The sequence below is a fragment of the Lentilitoribacter sp. JB5-8 genome (genome assembly GCF_055693385.1).
On the sequence record NZ_CM146332.1, the window covers coordinates 2347965 to 2365512 of the forward strand.

At 45.6% G+C, this 17548-nt stretch carries 16 protein-coding genes and 5 tRNA genes; 14 read left to right on the forward strand and 7 right to left on the reverse strand.

Going from position 1 to position 17548, the window contains the following annotated elements; genetic code table 11:
* Positions 1-49 precede the first annotated feature (49 nt).
* Together ACZ1GZ_RS11510 and ACZ1GZ_RS11515 are read right to left on the reverse strand one after the other, a co-directional pair.
* A complete protein-coding gene (locus tag ACZ1GZ_RS11510) occupies positions 50-544 on the reverse strand; it encodes a GNAT family N-acetyltransferase (RefSeq protein ID WP_472665023.1) in 495 nt (164 codons plus the stop codon).
* A 202-nt stretch (positions 545-746) separates the two neighbouring features.
* Positions 747-822, reverse strand: a tRNA-Val gene (locus ACZ1GZ_RS11515).
* Between the two features lie 193 nt (positions 823-1015).
* Between ACZ1GZ_RS11515 and ACZ1GZ_RS11520 the strand changes: the two genes are divergently transcribed.
* The 3 genes from ACZ1GZ_RS11520 (at position 1016) to ACZ1GZ_RS11530 (ending at position 3216) form a co-directional block, all read left to right on the forward strand.
* Positions 1016-1092 (forward strand) — tRNA-Asp (locus ACZ1GZ_RS11520).
* A 327-nt stretch (positions 1093-1419) separates the two neighbouring features.
* The gene (gene mgtE / locus ACZ1GZ_RS11525; RefSeq protein WP_472668285.1) at positions 1420-2826 is read left to right on the forward strand and encodes a magnesium transporter; all 1407 of its coding nucleotides are present in this window, start codon (positions 1420-1422) and stop codon (positions 2824-2826) included.
* 3 nt (positions 2827-2829) lie between these two features.
* On the forward strand, positions 2830-3216 hold the full coding sequence (locus tag ACZ1GZ_RS11530; RefSeq protein WP_472665024.1) for a MerR family transcriptional regulator: 387 nt from the start codon (positions 2830-2832) through the stop codon (positions 3214-3216).
* Here the strand turns inward: ACZ1GZ_RS11530 and ACZ1GZ_RS11535 are convergent, their stop codons facing one another.
* From ACZ1GZ_RS11535 to ACZ1GZ_RS11545, 3 genes are read right to left on the reverse strand one after another with little or no spacing between them, the layout of a single operon-like run.
* Positions 3217-3957, reverse strand: coding sequence for a heparan-alpha-glucosaminide N-acetyltransferase (locus tag ACZ1GZ_RS11535; RefSeq protein ID WP_472665026.1), 741 nt, complete (start codon positions 3955-3957; stop codon positions 3217-3219).
* Positions 3950-5146 (reverse strand): FAD-dependent monooxygenase, encoded by a 1197-nt coding sequence (locus ACZ1GZ_RS11540; RefSeq protein ID WP_472665027.1) that lies wholly within the window; start codon positions 5144-5146, stop codon positions 3950-3952. The genes ACZ1GZ_RS11535 and ACZ1GZ_RS11540 overlap by 8 nt, the downstream gene beginning before the upstream one ends.
* A 14-nt stretch (positions 5147-5160) precedes the next feature.
* Positions 5161-5409 carry a zinc-finger domain-containing protein gene (locus ACZ1GZ_RS11545; RefSeq protein WP_472665028.1) on the reverse strand — a complete coding sequence of 83 codons (249 nt, stop codon included), beginning with the start codon at positions 5407-5409 and terminating at the stop codon, positions 5161-5163.
* Positions 5410-5583: 174 nt separating this feature from the next.
* Between ACZ1GZ_RS11545 and ACZ1GZ_RS11550 the strand changes: the two genes are divergently transcribed.
* The 7 genes from ACZ1GZ_RS11550 to ACZ1GZ_RS11580 all read left to right on the forward strand — a co-directional run bounded on the left by ACZ1GZ_RS11550 (position 5584) and on the right by ACZ1GZ_RS11580 (position 13840).
* Positions 5584-6333 (forward strand): alpha/beta fold hydrolase, encoded by a 750-nt coding sequence (locus ACZ1GZ_RS11550; protein ID WP_472665029.1) that lies wholly within the window; start codon positions 5584-5586, stop codon positions 6331-6333.
* Between the two features lie 128 nt (positions 6334-6461).
* Complete coding sequence (cysE, locus tag ACZ1GZ_RS11555) at positions 6462-7307, forward strand: serine O-acetyltransferase (protein ID WP_472665030.1); 846 nt, start codon at positions 6462-6464, stop codon at positions 7305-7307.
* A gap of 83 nt (positions 7308-7390) precedes the next feature.
* The gene (locus ACZ1GZ_RS11560) at positions 7391-7594 is read left to right on the forward strand and encodes a DUF3126 family protein (RefSeq protein WP_472665031.1); all 204 of its coding nucleotides are present in this window, start codon (positions 7391-7393) and stop codon (positions 7592-7594) included.
* A 277-nt stretch (positions 7595-7871) separates the two neighbouring features.
* A complete protein-coding gene (gene glpX / locus ACZ1GZ_RS11565; RefSeq protein WP_472665032.1) occupies positions 7872-8852 on the forward strand; it encodes a class II fructose-bisphosphatase in 981 nt (326 codons plus the stop codon).
* A gap of 123 nt (positions 8853-8975) precedes the next feature.
* Entirely contained in the window at positions 8976-10742 is a 1767-nt protein-coding gene (recJ, locus tag ACZ1GZ_RS11570; RefSeq protein WP_472668286.1) for a single-stranded-DNA-specific exonuclease RecJ, read from the forward strand.
* Positions 10743-10883: 141 nt separating this feature from the next.
* Entirely contained in the window at positions 10884-11678 is a 795-nt protein-coding gene (gene pcaD / locus ACZ1GZ_RS11575) for a 3-oxoadipate enol-lactonase (RefSeq protein WP_472665033.1), read from the forward strand.
* A 257-nt stretch (positions 11679-11935) separates the two neighbouring features.
* Positions 11936-13840 (forward strand): SulP family inorganic anion transporter, encoded by a 1905-nt coding sequence (locus tag ACZ1GZ_RS11580; protein WP_472665034.1) that lies wholly within the window; start codon positions 11936-11938, stop codon positions 13838-13840.
* Positions 13841-14175: 335 nt separating this feature from the next.
* On the opposite strand, the gene ACZ1GZ_RS11585 is transcribed toward ACZ1GZ_RS11580, so the two are convergent.
* Together ACZ1GZ_RS11585 and ACZ1GZ_RS11590 are read right to left on the reverse strand one after the other, a co-directional pair.
* Positions 14176-14251, reverse strand: a tRNA-Glu gene (locus ACZ1GZ_RS11585).
* A 234-nt stretch (positions 14252-14485) separates the two neighbouring features.
* Positions 14486-15616: a D-Ala-D-Ala carboxypeptidase family metallohydrolase gene (locus ACZ1GZ_RS11590; RefSeq protein WP_472665035.1), complete on the reverse strand. Its 1131-nt coding sequence runs from the start codon at positions 15614-15616 to the stop codon at positions 14486-14488.
* 492 nt (positions 15617-16108) lie between these two features.
* Here ACZ1GZ_RS11590 and ACZ1GZ_RS11595 point away from each other — a divergent pair, with 492 nt between their 5' ends.
* The 4 genes from ACZ1GZ_RS11595 (at position 16109) to ACZ1GZ_RS11610 (ending at position 17475) form a co-directional block, all read left to right on the forward strand.
* Entirely contained in the window at positions 16109-16687 is a 579-nt protein-coding gene (locus ACZ1GZ_RS11595) for a cold-shock protein (RefSeq protein ID WP_472665036.1), read from the forward strand.
* 231 nt (positions 16688-16918) lie between these two features.
* Positions 16919-16995 (forward strand) — tRNA-Pro (locus ACZ1GZ_RS11600).
* A 52-nt stretch (positions 16996-17047) separates the two neighbouring features.
* Positions 17048-17380: an ETC complex I subunit gene (locus tag ACZ1GZ_RS11605; protein ID WP_472665037.1), complete on the forward strand. Its 333-nt coding sequence runs from the start codon at positions 17048-17050 to the stop codon at positions 17378-17380.
* An 18-nt stretch (positions 17381-17398) separates the two neighbouring features.
* Positions 17399-17475 (forward strand) — tRNA-Arg (locus ACZ1GZ_RS11610).
* The last annotated feature ends 73 nt before the right edge of the window (positions 17476-17548 follow it).

The following is a 17548-nucleotide window of genomic DNA, read 5'->3' on the forward strand; positions in this document are numbered from 1 at the left end:
TAGCACACATGACAGACGATTAAGCCTCCGATAAGAATCGGAGGCTTTTTTATATGTCTTGCTGCATGACGTGATATTTCGTCTCAAAACCTGCCTTTGTGAAGCAGCGCTCAGAAGCTAAGTTAAATGACCAATAGTCAATGGTAAGGATTTCAGCACCAGAGTACCGCGCAAATCGCTTCACATAATTTATCAGATATGTACCAATGCCTGATTTCCGAAAGCCCTTTGCAACAACTAACTGACCAATATCCACGCGCTTTTGCTGATATTGAAATATAGATTCGCTTTTCAACTTTTTTGTAAATTGAACATATCCGCATACACGACCTTCAAATTCAGCAAAAATGAGAAACTTCTCATCGTTGTTGAACAAATCATCCAGAAACATTTGGAAGTGCTCGTCCCATAGGGCCGGTTTGAAAATCTTTGGTTCTGCTTCAAGGTGAATATTTTGCACCTGCTCAAAAAGTTCAAATACTATTTTGCTATCTTCCGGGCGTGCAGCGCGAAATGAGATGTCTTTCTCAAGTACCATTTTCATTCTTAACCTGATTGAAATGCCTCAACTGCACAAAAAAACCGCCATTGAGGCGGTTGAAATAAACAAAGAATATCGACCGCTCTATTTTGAGCAGTGATAATGATCTTTGCGATTTGTAGTAATAGTTTGCATGAGCAAGCTCTAGAACAGGCAGATCGTCAATGCAAGCCAGGTTCAACAGTTATTTTAAGGAGAGGAGCAATGGTGGGCGATAAGAGACTCGAACTCCTGACATCTTCGGTGTAAACGAAGCGCTCTACCAACTGAGCTAATCGCCCATTGCGGTGACCCGTTTAGGCGCTTCCGCGAATAAGTGCAAGCAAAAAATTCAAGAAAATGAAAGAAAGTGGTGTGTTTAAAAAAATGACATAGTTTTGTAAAAAAGGTCAACAAATGTGCTTGACACTTTCAGCGATTAAGCTTAATCACCCGCTCATGGTTTTGAACATTCAAGACCAAAACGAAAAATGTGCGGGTGTAGCTCAGATGGTTAGAGTGTCGGCCTGTCACGCCGAAGGTCGCGGGTTCGAGCCCCGTCACTCGCGCCATTTTTCGATTATAAAGTGACACAATCCTATGACAATTAGATCTTATTGCATTCCCTTATCGGGAACCGGATTACATGTGTTTATTCGCCTATAGAACATACTAGCTGCCTTTCAGAGTGCTTTAGATCTCAGCATTGGCTTTTTGCCCCATAAAACCCTTGATATTATCAAAATATCTTTTGTCAGATGCGCTTTGACTGGCTACCTTGTTTACGAACATTGTATTATGGCGCTAACAATTCTTAGCTTTATTTGGATATTTCGATGGCCGACGATAAAAAACAGCCCGATTCAGCCCCCGAACTTAACCAAAATAATGTTGATGCGATCGTAGATGATGCGCAGAACGAGGTTTCCGACCAAAAGGATGCCGATATCTATGATGATGATGGTCGCATTCGCTCAGATTTTCGAAAATCTGTAGCAGATACCCTTGATGCGGATGATGTTAAAACGCTCAATCAATATGTTGAAGGCCTTCACGAATCTGAGCTTGGTGATCTGATCGAATCTCTCAAACCCGAGCGTCGGCAGAAGCTTGTCGAACTCTTGGGTGATTCCTTTGACTTTGCGGCACTGACCGAAGTTGATGAAGCCATTCGTGTTGAAATTGTTGAAGCTATACCAAATCAGGATGTGGCCCGCGCGATCGGAGAGATGGATTCCGATGATGCGGTATTTATTCTAGAAGATCTTGATGAAAAAGACCGTCAGGAGATTCTCGATTATCTGCCATTTATTGAGCGCGTTCGTCTTAAAAGATCACTTGATTATCCTGAGGATAGCGCTGGGCGGCGTATGCAGAGTGAGTTTGTTGCTGTACCGCCATTTTGGACAATCGGCCAGGTGATCGATTACATGCGTCTTGATAAAGACCTTCCGGAACGATTCTCGCAGATTTATGTGATTGACGCGACTTACAAGCTAGTTGGTGATATCGAACTTGACCGCATATTGCGTACGCGCCGGCATGTGCGCGCTGAAGATATAATGAATGATACCATTCACCCAATTCCTGCACAGATGGATCAGGAAGAGGCGGCTATCGTTTTTGAACAGTACGATTTGTTGTCTGCCGCAGTTGTTGATCATAACGATCGCCTTGTGGGAGTGCTGACCATTGATGATGTGGTGGATGTGATCCATGAAGAGGCCGAGGAAGATATCAAAGCGCTCGCGGGTGTCGGTGATGAGGAATTATCCGATAACGTCTTTGCCGCGTTTAAGTCGCGCTTTACCTGGCTCTTTATCAATCTTGTCACGTCGATACTCGCATCTGTGATTATTGGTCTCTTTGATGCGACGATCCAGCAGATGGTTGCGCTGGCCATCCTCATGCCCATTGTGGCCTCGATGGGTGGGAATGCGGGCACTCAAACCATGACAGTGACAGTGAGGGCGCTCGCGGTCAAAGATCTTGATATCTATAATGCTGGGCGCATTATCCTGCGTGAAGCGGCTGTTGGTGGCTTAAACGGAATTATATTTGCCGTTCTAATCGGTGTTGTATCGGCTGTATGGTTCAGCAATGTTGATTTGGGCGTCGTCATTGGCGTTGCGATGATCATAAACATGATTTCTGCGGCCCTTGCAGGCATTTTGTTGCCGCTCATTTTAGACAAAATGGGTTTTGATCCTGCCATTTCATCTACGGTGTTTGTAACAACAGTGACTGATGTTATTGGATTCTTCGCATTTTTAGGACTGGCTGGTTACTGGTTCGGGATGATGTGATCCATGGTCAACCATTATACAATCTCTCAGCTTACAAAAGAGTTTGACATCTCAACTAGAACATTACGGTTTTACGAAGATGAGGGTTTGTTACAACCAGAGCGGCGAGGGCGCACACGCCTTTATTCGCCTTCAGATCGTCGAATTATTGCTAAAATTCTCATGGCGCGGCGTGTTGGGTTCACCATTTCCGAAATCTCTGAGCTGCTTAAGCTTGATTTATCACTGCCAAATTCTGCCACGCAACTTAAAATCGTTATGAATCAAGTTGAGAAGAAGCGCCAGGAATTGCGGACACAGCGTCGCGATCTAGAAGCTATGGTGGATGAATTAGATAATCTTGAAGACGCCTGCTTGGCAAAGCTTGCTGAAATTGGTGTGAGCACGTAGCTAATTCAATATTTGCGCGGCCAACCAAACCAAACCCAGTAGAATTGGTTGGTGCAACAGATATGTCGCCAAACTATGACGCCCGATAAAGCTCAAGCCCTTTAAAAATTTATTTGCTGGCGGTGTTTGCGTTTTACCAAGCCTCTCAAATACACCCTTTGCTCTCAGAAGCTTTGCCGACGCCATACCCGCTAAAAACGGTGCCAGCCATGGCAATAATGGCACGTAATCATTGGACCTTGGAATATTAGCGTTTAATCCCACCCACCATAAGATTGGTGTGTCGAAGATCTCTGAGCGAAGGTAGAATGGTGCCAGGAAAATCAACGCCGCTAACAGCAGCAATATTATCGGTGGCAGTCGTCTTAACAGAAGTCCGATGACACTGGCCGCAGCAATTGAATGCAATATCCCAAAAAAGATTGGTGCATTTGGCATGGTATAAAATGTTGCCGCCGAAATGATGGCAGCAGCGCCAACAAGCCATATGAAACGTTTCATGAAAGAGCTGAACCGAATAACCGGATCATGGCTCAAAATCAGGCTGACACCCGCCAGAAACAAGAAACTTGATGCAATACATCGGGCAAAAGTTTTCCATTCAAATGTCGATGTTAAGCCGCGTTCAACAAATCCGAAAAATTCCAAATCCCAAGTGAAGTGAAAAATTGCCATCGCAATAATGGCCCAGCCCCGCGCATAGTCGATCAGATGGATGCGATTAGACTGAACCTTAGTCATCTGCTGACCAGCCATAAAGCCAGTCTAACCCTCGACCAAGGCTCTGTGGTGACTTGCGGGACAAGACGAGATTTCGTCCCCATTTAATGGGTCCGATCGCGTGATATGCAAAGCGGTTAAACGCGGTGCGGCTTTTTACCTTTGTCAGACGCAGTTTTCGCTTCTTTTCAAAGTGCTGCAACATGTCTGAGATTTGATAAGGGCTATCAGTGACCATTTTAGACAGCAGATATCCGTCTTCAATGGCCATCGCAGCACCTTGCGCTGAAAAGGGCATCATTGCATGTGCTGCATCACCAATTAACACCATATCTCGTCCATTGGTCCAGGTTCCGTCTGTCACCTGATTAATTGGCCAGCAACCCAGTTCAGTTGCAGACTGGAGCATATGAATTGCATTTGGGTGCATGTCATAGCGCGAGATCGCCTTATCAAATTTAATTGTCTCGGGTTTGTCATTCTTGTCACGGGTGACAAAAATAACATTGCTGTTGCCATTATCATCTGCGGGATAGATCGCTGTGTGATTTGATGCTCCCATGAGGACATGGATACTGCGTGAACTGCTGATTTCAGCAGGTAAATGCGCACGAGCAGATAAATCCGCATTAAAGCGCCAAGCATTGTAATTACCAAATTTGGGGTGACCGGTTAGTGGCATAACTTTGCGAACTGATGACCAAACCCCATCCGCGCCGATGATTAAATCAGGTTTGCACCCCATTTTGCCGGCAACGTCATTTGCAAGGCGGTTCGGACCATCAAAATTAAGATCACTTGCAAGATGAAGTTTGCAATTCTCGTCCTCCATCACAGCTTTATGAAGCACATACTGTAAATCTGCGCGTCGCAATACTGCATAGGGTGCACCCCATGAGTTTTTTGCAAGCTCAGCAATCGGCACTTCAGCAATGATCCGCAAAGTTTGCGCATCTGTCAGCTTAACAGAATGTGGCTCGATCCAGTGTTTTGAAAGTTCGCTTTCAAGTCCTAATGTTTGGAGTATCTTGGTCGCATTTGGGGAAAGTTGAATACTTGCCCCAATTTCTATCAGTTCGTCAGCTTTTTCAAAAATCTGAACGTGTACACCAGCACGCGACATCGTCAAAGCAGCCGTTAAACCTGCAATGCCGGCCCCAACTATTGCTATATTTAATTGATTTTCGTTTGATGCTGACCCCTCCGACATTCAAACGACCTCAATCAGGCAACGGTCTCTTCTTCCCAAACGCAGCCAAACGGTTTTGATTCGTTATGGCCAACTTCTGGAACGAACTTATAAAGCGTTGAACAATATGGGCAGACGATTTCAGTTTCATCTCCCATTTCAAGATATTCATGTGGGTGATCAAATGGCGGTTTTGCACCAATACACATGAATTTTTTAGTACCAATCTCAATTGAGGGATATCCGGCGGTATTGTGGAAATAAGGCATTTTGTGACCAGCCATGATGTCGTGCTCCCGTATCTAAGCAAATATTCGTTGGTACTATCTTTAAACCTTCATATCGAAAATGTGTAGGCAAATATGTAGACACTCACACAAAAACTTGGCAAAGCTTCATTTCAATGATTGAACTTTCACAAAAAAGACGACGGTAATATGGTGGCGCAACCTTTCCAAATGAACATGTTTAACTCAAACGGGATCAATATCGCCTGGTTGGACGCAGGGCCGCAAGATGGTGCTGTGGTTATGCTCATCCACGGGTTTGCGTCTTCAGCACACGTGAATTGGGTATATACTGGTTGGGTGAAAACACTCACCGAAGCAGGGTATCGCGTCATTGCTTTTGATCATCGTGGGCACGGTCTGAGCGATAAACCGCATGATAGTGCTGTTTACACACCTGATCACATGGCAGCGGATGCGATAAATTTATTGCAATCACTTAATATCGATGAAGCTCATTTTTTAGGCTATTCCATGGGCGCACGCGTATGTGCCTTTATTGCAAAGTCCGAGCCGCAATATGTTAAATCACTCACATTTGGTGGGTTGGGCATTGGTATGGTGGAAGGTGTTGGCAACTGGGATGTAATAGCTGAGGCTTTGTTAGCGCCATCACTTGATGATGTAACAGATGAACGTGGCCGCATGTTTCGTGCTTTTGCTGAACAAACAAAAAGTGACCGATTTGCGTTAGCTGCGTGTATTCAGACTTCTCGTGTATTGGTCACCGAAGAAGAAGCGTCCCAAATGTCGATGCCAACTCTCATAGTGGTGGGTACAAAAGATGACATTGCAGGCTCTCCAGATGAACTTGCAGCGCTTATGCCAAATGCGACTTCTGTCTCAATTGAGGGTCGGGACCATATGTTAGCGGTTGGCGATAAAACTTTTAAAAAGGCAGTCCTTGAACATATTTCCTGACGGCTGTTTTGCGTAAAATATTCATTATATTTGCTTGTTCTTTATCCAAACACTTTAAAATTTACCAATTTTGTCATATTTATAGGAGATGATGATTGCGGTCTCGCGATCAGATCTGGAGAAAGACTATGAATACATCGGTTGAATCACTTAACAAAAACAAAGTGAATGCCATGGACCCAATTTGGGATACCATCCGCAAGGAGGCTGAAGAAGCTGCACAAGCTGATCCAGTTCTTGCAACATTCCTCTATTCAACGATCTTGCAGCAACCTTCATTGGAAGAAGCTGTTATTCACCGTGTCTGTGAACGTTTAGACCATCCTGATCTGCAAGCCAGCGTTATTCGACAAACCTATATGGAAATGTTGGCAGATGACCCAAGCTGGGGTGCAACTTTACGCGTTGATATTCAAGCCGTTTATGATCGCGACCCTGCTTGCAGTCGATTTATTCAGCCAATCCTTTATTTCAAAGGCTTCCACGCCATCCAAACACATCGTTTGGCACATTGGCTTTGGAACAAAGGTCGCGTTGATTATGCACTTTATTTGCAATCTCGTTCATCGGCAATTTTCCAAACGGATATCGATCCGGCATCTAAATTGGGTAAAGGCTTATTCTTAGATCACGCCACGGGTATTGTGATTGGTCGCACCGCTGTTGTAGGTGATAATGTTTCGATTTTGCAAAACGTGACATTAGGTGGCACCGGTAAAGAAGGTGGTGACCGTCATCCAAAAATTGGTTGCGGCGTGCTAATTGGTTCAGGTGCGAAAGTGCTTGGTAATATTGAAATTGGCAATTGCTCGCGCATTGCTGCAGGTTCTGTGGTGTTAAAACCTATACCGGCGAACAAAACCGTTGCGGGTGTACCTGCACGTATTGTCGGAGAAGCAGGGTGCCAAGAGCCATCACGTGCGATGGATCAAATGATCAATTCCTCGTCGCAAGATGCGTCGTCTGACAAGTAAGGTTCATAAAGAATACGCTTTAAATTTATCATCTCACGTGGCAAAAGACGTGAAACGAATCGCAAAGACGGAGAATGCGGCTGATGAACCCTGATGAAATCAAAAAACTAGATGCTTACCTTAAGCGTGTTTTCAATCCTTCTTTTGAAGTACGCGCTCGTCCTAAGAAGGATGATTCTGCGGAAGTTTATTCAGGTGAAGAATTTATCGGCGTCATTTATCTTGATGATGAAGATGGTGATCGTTCGTTCAATTTCTCAATGGCTATCTTGGACGTCGATCTTTAAGATCAAAGCATGAATTTATCAGTACCAGAACGGGTGGAATATGATTCTGCCCGTTTTTTTGTGCGTCAAATTTCGTCACGGGGTTGGTTAAAACGATTGAAATTATTGAAAGAAAATAAATAGATAATTCTAATCGATTTTATTCTGGCAAATTATTTATTCTTGTGAATAGAAAAGTGGAACTGCGGGAGTTTTGCCCAATTTGTTAAGAAATTTGCATAATTGATCATTCCAGCATGACGCAAACATATAGTTCCCATACGGAGATGAATGACCAATGGCGGAAAATAATTCAGAAGATCTAGATCGCATTTTATCAATTGAGATTGCACGGGTTACGGAACGCGCAGCTGTTGCGGCTGCAAAACTCCGTGGTCGTGGTGATGAAAAAGCGGCTGACCAAGTTGCCGTTGATGCAATGCGAACGGAGCTTAACAAGCTAAATATCAGCGGTACGATTGTGATCGGTGAGGGCGAACGCGATGAAGCGCCAATGCTATATATTGGTGAAGAAGTGGGCACGAAAGATGGGCCTGAATTAGATATTGCTCTAGATCCGCTGGAAGGCACAACAATTTGCGCGAAAAACATGCCAAATTCATTGGCTGTGATCGCTTTTGCAAACAAAGGTAAGTTGCTCTACGCGCCAGATGTTTACATGGATAAAATTGCTATTGGTCCTGGTTATCCTGAAGGCACCATCTCAATTGATGCAACACCTGCAGAAAACCTGGCTGCAATTGCCAAACATAAAGGTGTTGAAATCGGTCAAGTATGTGCATGTATTTTGGATCGTCCGCGCCATGCTCAGCTGATTGCAGATGTACGCGCCTGCGGTGCGGCGGTGCGATTAATAGGAGATGGTGATGTCGCTGGCGTGATCTACACAACTGACTCTGAAGAAACCGGTATCGATATTTATATGGGAACAGGCGGTGCACCAGAGGGTGTGTTAGCTGCAGCTGCGCTTCGTTGCACAGGTGGCCAGATGCAGGGGCGCTTGTTGTTTAAATCACAAGACCAAATTGACCGGGCTGCAACTATGGGCGTCTCTGATCCAAATAAGGTTTACGATCTAACCGAGCTTGCAAGCGGTGATGTGATGTTCGCTGCAACGGGTGTGACGGATGGTGATATGCTGCAAGGCGTTCGTTTTAAAGGTAACGCCATTTCGACACATACCTTTGTGATGCGTTCATCAACGGGTACAGTCCGTGAAATCAAAGCAACACACCGTGAAGGTCAAAAATTTGCTTAGCAAATTCTAGTCCAACAACACGTTGCAATTATCGACAGGCCTCATTATCAATGAGGTCTGTTTTTTTATGGCTACGTAAAGCCATATTGTTGAAGGTGTCATCTCGTGTCAGACAATGTCTTTATGGGCGTGGAAGCCTCGCTAACAGGCCAAAAGTGGATTTCTCGACTTGATAATGTTGGGCAAAACACTGCGCTGGATATTGCGCAAAAGACTGATATCCCTGAGCTCATTGCCCGTGTAATCGCAGCGCGCGGGGTAACGTCTGAGGAAGCCGCGACGTTTCTAGCACCATCTATTCGCGATTTAATGCCGGACCCATCCACAATGACCGATTGTGATGCGGGTGCTCAACGTATCTTACAAGCCATACAAATGGGTGAGCGTGTGGCGATTTTTGGTGACTATGATGTTGATGGTGCATCTTCATCAGCGCTGCTATCACGGTTTTTAACTCATCTAAACGTGCCCAATGAGATTTATATCCCTGACCGGATTTTTGAAGGCTATGGCCCCAATCCCAATGCGATCGCAGAGCTTGTTGAAAAAGGTGCTCAGTTGATTGTCACCGTTGACTGCGGTTCAACCAGCTTTGAAGCCTTGGAAAAAGCAAAAGAGCTTTCTTGCGATGTCGTGGTTATTGATCACCACCAAGTGGGTGATGAATTACCGCCTTGTGTCGCGCTTGTAAATCCCAATCGACAAGATGATCTTTCAGGTTTAGGGCATTTATGCGCAGCGGGCGTTGTGTTTATGGTTCTTGTTGCTGTGCAGCGGGTTTTACGCCAATCAGGCCATGAAGGGCTCAAAGGCTTTGATCTGCTTGCCCATCTTGATCTGGTGGCGCTTGCGACAGTTTGCGATGTGGTGCCGCTTAAAGGCCTCAACAGAGCCTATGTCGTCAAGGGCATGATTGCAGCGCGCAAGCAGGGTAATCCTGGGCTTGCTGCTTTAATGCGCATAGTGGGGATTGATGGTCCGATTACACCCTATCATTTAGGTTTTCTAATTGGCCCGCGCATCAATGCCGGCGGACGTATTGGCGATGCAGCGCTTGGTTCGCGATTGCTCACGCTACAAGATGCATCAGAAGCTGATGAGATCGCCGCGCATTTGGATAATCTCAACAAAGAACGCCAAGCTATGGAAGCTAAGATGCTGGAACAGGCAGAGGCTGAAGTGATGGCTGAAATGGCAGGCGGTGAGGGCCCTGCAATCATCGTGTCTGCCAATGATGGTTGGCATCCGGGTATTGTCGGGCTTGTGGCCTCACGCCTAAAAGATCGTGAGAATAGACCAGCATTTGCCATCGCTTTTGATCCATCTGGCAAAGGGTCAGGCTCGGGTCGTTCTATCCCGGGTTTTGATATCGGTAAGATCGTGCGCGAAGCGGTGGATATGGGCTTGCTTGTCAAAGGTGGTGGCCATGCGATGGCAGCGGGTCTCACTGTTGAGAAATCTAAACTTGGCGAGTTGCGCAGCTATTTTGAAGAAAAAGCTGCAGAAAATATCGCGGATTTAACTGCGGTGCGTAGTTTAAAAATCGATGGCGCTATGGCCGCATCTGGTATGACAACAGATTTGGTTGATATGATCGAACGGGCAGGGCCATATGGTGCAGGCCATTCCCAGCCTGTTTTCGTATTGCCCAATCACATGCTTAAAGACGCGCGCATTGTAGGGACCAACCATGTCAAAGTCTCCTTTTCCGGCATGGATGGTGGTCGTATTGATGGCATATGTTTCAGAGCAGCCGACACAGAACTTGGCAAAGCATTTTTAAATGGCCGCGGACAAAGCTTTCATGTGGCTGGCAATGTCAACATCAATTACTGGCGCGGTATGAAGCAAGTGCAAATCCGCGTGATGGATGCGGTGCGGGTGAGTTAGGTGTAGTTCAACGGTTTGAGCTAATTGTTTCAAAACAACCCCAAAAATGTCACATGGCTATATTACACACTAGATATGGGTTGGTTTTGGCTCTATATCCTCTCAATCTATCGTAATTGCCTGTCATGAAGGACAAAAGCCATGCATTTCGCAAATATCAATGACGTTAATCTGCATTATCAAGTGATTGGTGCGCCTGAAGGCAAGCCGACGATTGTGTTTGCAAACTCTCTGGGCACAGATTTTCGTATTTGGCGTGATGTGATTGTTCGCTTAGTTGGTGATTATTCAATCGTGACTTATGACAAGCGCGGCCATGGTTTGTCTGATCTGGGCGAAAGCCAAACTATGACGGATCATGTGGAAGATCTCGCTGGCCTTATGGATCACCTTGGCATTCAAAGCGCGATCATTTGCGGTGTGTCTGTTGGTGGATTAATCGCCCAAGGGCTTTATGCAACGCGTCCTGATCTCGTGGGTGCATTGATCTTGTGTAATACAGGCATGAAGATCGGCACAGACGAGCTTTGGAATATGCGTATTGAAATGGTCGAGACAAAAGGTATTTCTGAAATTGCTGATGGTGTGCTCGCGCGTTGGTTCACCAAAGGCTATCGTGAAGATAATCCTGCAGATGTTGCAGGTTATGCCAATATGCTCACGCGCACTCCGGCCAAGGGCTATACGGGAACATCAGCTGCCATTCGCGATACAGATTTTACCGAGCAAGCTGCTGAGATCAAAGTGCCAACAATTTGCATCGCAGGTGATCAAGATGGTGCCACACCGCCTGAACTTGTCAAAGCCATGGCCAAAACAATTCCCAATGCGTTTTACGAAGAGATAAAGGATTGCGGGCATATTCCATCCATTGAATGTGGCCAATATCTCACAGACGTTATGACAGCCTTTATGGCAAAATTAACCCGAGAATAGTCGGGTTTATTGCCTGTTCCGCATTCACAACAGGCAAAAAATATGCATAATAGCAAATCATGGGTCAAAAAGTCTCATTTATTGATATAAATACCCGTTTTGACCAATTTGCGGACCATAGCGAAGTATCGCCCTTAGGCTAGCCTTGATTGATCAGCTTGCAGCAATTGTTATTTGCTGCGATTGACATTCGAATTAATCGGCATATGAGAAGGGCGACACGTCACTATAATATGAAATTGAGATTGGATACGTAGATGGCTAAGTCGCTCCACGGCAAAGAAATGGGGGCGGTTATGAAAGAAATACGTTTGCTTTTTGGCACACCAGATTGGGTGTCGAAAGTGACGTGGTCTACGTTGCGCGACGACCTGTTTGCCGCTTTTACCGGCGCCACTATTGTTTTGCCTCAAGGCATCGCTTTTGCCGCGATTGCTGGTTTGCCACCTGAATATGGTTTTTATACCGCAATGATCACGCCGATTATCGCGGCGCTTTTTGGCTCTTCATGGCATACTGTATCGGGTCCGACAACTGCGATTTCAGCTTTGGTGTTTGCAGCTCTAGCAGGTGGGCACACACCTGGCAGTCCGGAATTTATACAAGCGGTGATTTTGCTGACCTTCTTAGTGGGTATGTTCCAGCTTATACTCGGTATTGCGCATTTGGGTGCATTGGTCGACTTTGTGTCTCATTCGGTTATGACAGGTTTCATCACCGGTGCTGCCTTGTTAATTGGTTTAAGTCAGGTGCGCCATGCACTCGGGCTGGATTTGCCTCGCCCCGAAGATTTAGTCGAATTTTCCACCAAACTTTGGGAAATATGGCCCCATGCTGATGCAGATAGTTTTATCATCGCCTTTACTTCATTGGCGGTGGGCGTTTTATCGAAAAAGTTCTTTCCGAAATTGCCGAACTACCTCATCGCACTAGGCGCAGGAACTCTGGTTTATTATTTCTTGGGATGGACGGAACTTGAAGTTAAAACGGTTGGTGTGATCCCATCGGTTGTTCCAAGTTTTGCAATGCCTGCATTTGATCTAAGCGATATGCGTGATCTAGCTTCTCCTGCATTTGCGGTTGCTGTGGTTGGTTTGCTGGAAGCAATGTCAATTTCGCGCGCTATTGGTTTGCGATCGGGTCAGGATATCGATGCGAACCGCGAATTTACCGGCCAAGGCCTGTCCAATGTCGCTGGAAGCTTCTTTAACTGCTATCCAGGTTCAGCTTCACTCACTCGTTCTGGCATTAATTATGAAGCGGGTGCGAAAACACCATTGTCTGCTGTATTCGCAGCGATCTTCCTGCTCGGTATTTTGCTATTCGTGGCTCAGTTCTTTGCGTTTGTGCCTATTCCGGCAATGGCGGGCGTGATCATTTTGGTCGCTTGGAAGCTGGTAGACGTGCGTGAAATCAAGCATTTGATCACCACAAGTAAAACCGAAACCTGGATTGCCGCCGTTACATTCTTCTCATCGCTGATCTTTGATCTTGAATTTGCGATTTATGCAGGCGTGCTTTTGTCACTTGCTTTGTTCTTAAACAAATCATCGCGTCCGCGCATTTCAGTAGGTGCACCGGATACCTCAACACCAAACCGCCGCTTTAGTAGTGTCGAGCGCCTCGACCTGCCAGAATGCCCGCAACTGGTTATGGCGCGAATTGATGGGCCTTTATATTTTGGTTCTGTGGAGTTTGTTCGCCGCAAATTACGCACGATTGAATATGATCAGCCTGAACAGCGCCATATGATGTTGATCGTGAAGGGGATTGGTGAGATTGATCTGCCGGGCGCGGAATTGCTGATTGAAGAAGCAACACGCCGTCATAAGCGCGGTGGATCCTTCCATTTGCAGACAACCACACCGCGGACAATTAACAAGCTTGGTCGCTTCCATGTGATGAAAGCACTCACGAAGCACCACATCCACTTAAGTAAGGGTGAGGCGATTGCTGAGATCGTGCCTATGCTGGATGAAGATATCTGCGCAAATTGTACAACGCGTATCTTCCACGAATGTTCAGGGCGTCCTAATAATGCGCTGAAAAAGGCAGTTGATGATGCATTAAACGAAGATCCTGCATCGGTGATTGATATTGCAGCAAACAGCGATGCAGATGCGCCTGAAACCCCGCAGGGCATGGACAAACCTAAATCATAGTCTCCACCACGCTGTAGTTCTCTTTCCTGCGCCTTGGCGCGCATGAAGACATAGTCTCCTAAAGCTGTTATATCGCCTCAGAATTCGATCTGGGTCTCATAAATCGTGATATCAGCTACCATGGTATTGTTTGGCATAAACAAGCCCTGATTAGCGCTTACGTGGCTATCAAGTATCTTTTAAGTCTGGGAGAAGTCTTTTGTGGTATGAAGCAAAAAGGGTTGCCGAAGTGATCGCACCCACATAGCTCTACGTTAGCTCAAACATATCTCATGCAACACTTGAGCTTTTCGCTCTAGTGTCTTCAAATCATGAGAATATTTGAGAAATATGAATGGTACGCCCAACGGGAATCGAACCCGTGTTTCCGCCGTGAAAGGGCGGCGTCCTAGACCGCTAGACGATGGGCGCACAAGACATGGGCGCGTTATAGTCAGAGGATGCAAATCCCGCAAGCAGTATTTTGCGTTTTTTCAAAAAAAAATGACAATTTTGCAAAACTTTGGATTTCATGCAGGTTTAACAAGGTTTTAGCCCGATCTGAACATTGCAAATATTTACAAAAATAAGCCTCGGCTAACTATGGTGCCAGCAATATAAGCTAAATTTGGAATGTAAGTGGGGTGATTTGAGGAATCGCTCAGATCAACGCTTGCGCTTACGGCAGCGCCAGTTCCAATCACGGACGGATCCGATATCAATATGGACAGATTGTGTATGGCAATAAGTGCCAACGCCACCGCGATCTGGCATGGAACGGACAAATTTTGCCAATTCCCACTTTGTAACGCCCTTGATTTGAACATCTGCTGCTTCGCACGTTGTGTGTCGTGATCCGTTGGCTCCACCGATTCGCTTGTTATGCTTAGGTGATCGATAGCCACTGGTAACAACAACAGACTTGCCGTAGTGTTTTTCAACTTTCTTTAAAAGACGAACCAATTCAGGCTTAAAGCAAGCCACATCCACACGTTCAGTTTGGCGTTGCAATGTAAGTGGTGAAAGCCGTGCTAAACCGGCTGCAGAAGCAACCTCAATGCGGTTTTTATCTCTGCTTTTGTTTTTGTCTTTAGATCCAAAGATCGAAGCGAAAATACCGCGTTTCTTTTCTTTGCCTGCAGAAGCGCGTTCAGATGCGACAGGTGTGGCAGATGCCAATGTCACTTTCTTGGCGCTGGTGATTTGAGGCTTTTTAACTTCTGCTTCTGTAGTTGGAGCGACCGCTGCGACTTGCTGAACACTTGGTTGTTGGGCAGGTGCGGTTGCCACTGTTCGCGCAGGTGTTGGTTTGGCTTGTCGTTTAAACAATGACGAGAAGAACGCATTTCCGTTCTTATTAGGACGCGCCAGGCTGGTTGATGCTGGAGTAGCCGTTGCTAACGAGGCGACTTGCGTATTCGCTGTTGCGGTATTTGGTGTTTGTGCAACATAAATCTGACCGTTTTTATCAAGAGCATTGATAGAAGGAGACGCTGTTGTTGCAGATTGAACCGCAGCAGTTGCAACATTTTGTTCAGGTACACTGTTATAAGAGCTTGCGAGCGCGGTTGAGTTATCTGGAACGGGAATAGACCCGTTGTAACCTAAGCTGGCTGTATCTTGCGGGGCGAGGGTGTCATCTAGCGGCTCTAGGCCAACTGTTGTTGGCGCCAATTGCGTGGTTAAAGATGCATCTGTGCTGACACAACCGCTAACGCCAATCCCGATAAAAATCGGAACAATCGCAATACGACTCAAATGAGTTGTGCGGTGTATATAGCCCCTAAACTGACGCAACTAATTCCCCTATTCATGCCGTCGCGACCGACGATTACTTGAGTGTTTACTCCAAAATGCCCGAATTTAAAAGCCCAAGCAAAAAGGCAAACCGCTCCGATGATGCCCAATACTGCCATAAATGAGGCGATATCGTGACGAAACTCCACCAAAATGCCAAAATTGAACTATTTGTAACAAGGTCAGTTGGAACTTTCACAAGCGATTCTATTCAACTAAGCTTACTCGTAGGTGGAGTAGCTGAATTTTTCGTAAATAGAATGCATTTTGCACCTCGATTGTTAAGCTTGCGGCGATGCGAGTTAACTTATTGAATTCAATGATTTTTCTAGTATTTATTAAACTTGATCGATGATTATTTGGTCTTGAAATCTGGGGATTGCCACGTGAATTTTACTAATCGGGTCTTGCCTAATGACACGATATAAATGTTAGTTTACAAATTAGAATCAATTTTAGTGATTTAATGTGTAGTGAGTGGGGTCACCAAGGATGGTGGATAAAACATCTACAGGAGGCGATGTCGAACAGGATGCTGTAACAGGCGATCCAGTTGATCTTATTGAGATTACCGGCGTCGTGAAATGGTTTGATGTTGCCAAGGGATTTGGCTTTATCATTCCCGATAACGGAATGGAAGACATCTTGCTGCATGTAAGCTGCTTGCGACGCGATGGTTATCAAACCATCATGGAAGGCACGCGCATTGTGTGTGAGATACAAAAACGTGACCGCGGATATCAAGCATTCCGAATTGTTTCTATGGACACATCTACCTCTGTTCATCCATCACAGCTTCCACCTGTTAAAACGCATGTGCAAGTTACCCCAACAAGCGGCTTGGAACGTGCACTAGTTAAATGGTTTAACCGTACAAAAGGTTTTGGCTTTTTAACGCGCGGTGAGGGGACTGAAGACATTTTCATTCATATGGAAACATTAAGGCGTTACGGCTTAACTGAATTACGTCCTGGTCAGGTTGTATTAGTACGCTATGGTGAAGGTGACAAAGGGCTTATGGTCGCCGAGATCCACCCAGATATCGGAGCCCCATTTAATCAATCTCATTAATAGAGAGATGAATCGCATAACAGAGCGTCCAATTCGGGCGCTTTTTTTATGCGTGGAAATCATGAAATAGATTTATTATGCAAAAGCCTAGGCTTTGACAGGCGCGAAATAGCGCTTAATATTGGTGCCAACTGAAAATAATTTAAAAAAATGAAAATAAGAGCAAACAAACGTCGATTTAATGTTGCACACTCGTTATGACTTGTGTACATGAGCGGTCGTTGCAGTCGTCGGAGCGTAGCGCAGCCTGGTAGCGCATCTGGTTTGGGACCAGAGGGTCGGAGGTTCGAATCCTCTCGCTCCGACCAGCAACATAGAATGATGTTGCTGGTCAGCTCCTATCAAGAAAGGTCTTTCAATATGCCATCTGATACTCAAAGCTCAGCACGGACAGCGAAAATCTACCAACCGACAAAAAATGCGATGCAGTCTGGTAAAGCCAAGACGCGCAAATGGTTGCTTGAATTTGATCGCACGTCAGCCAGAACAATCGACCCAATTATGGGCTATACAACCAGTTCTGATACCCAGACCCAAGTTGTCTTAAATTTCGACAGCAAGGAAGATGCAATTGCCTATGCAGAGCGCGAAGGCATTAAATATCGTGTGTTGACTGTCAACAAACCAAAACGTCGTCAAATGTCATATACTGATAATTTCAAATTTGACCGTCCGCAGCCTTGGACACACTAAGGCCAATGCTTAAAGTTTGGTCCCGTAGCTCAACTGGATAGAGCACCTGCCTTCTAAGCAGGTTGTTGCAGGTTCGAGTCCTGCCGGGATCGCCATTCCTTAAAACCCAAACGTCGTTGTGATGAGATCAAGCCTCATTGTAATCAGATTTTAGTTTCATTCCGTTTT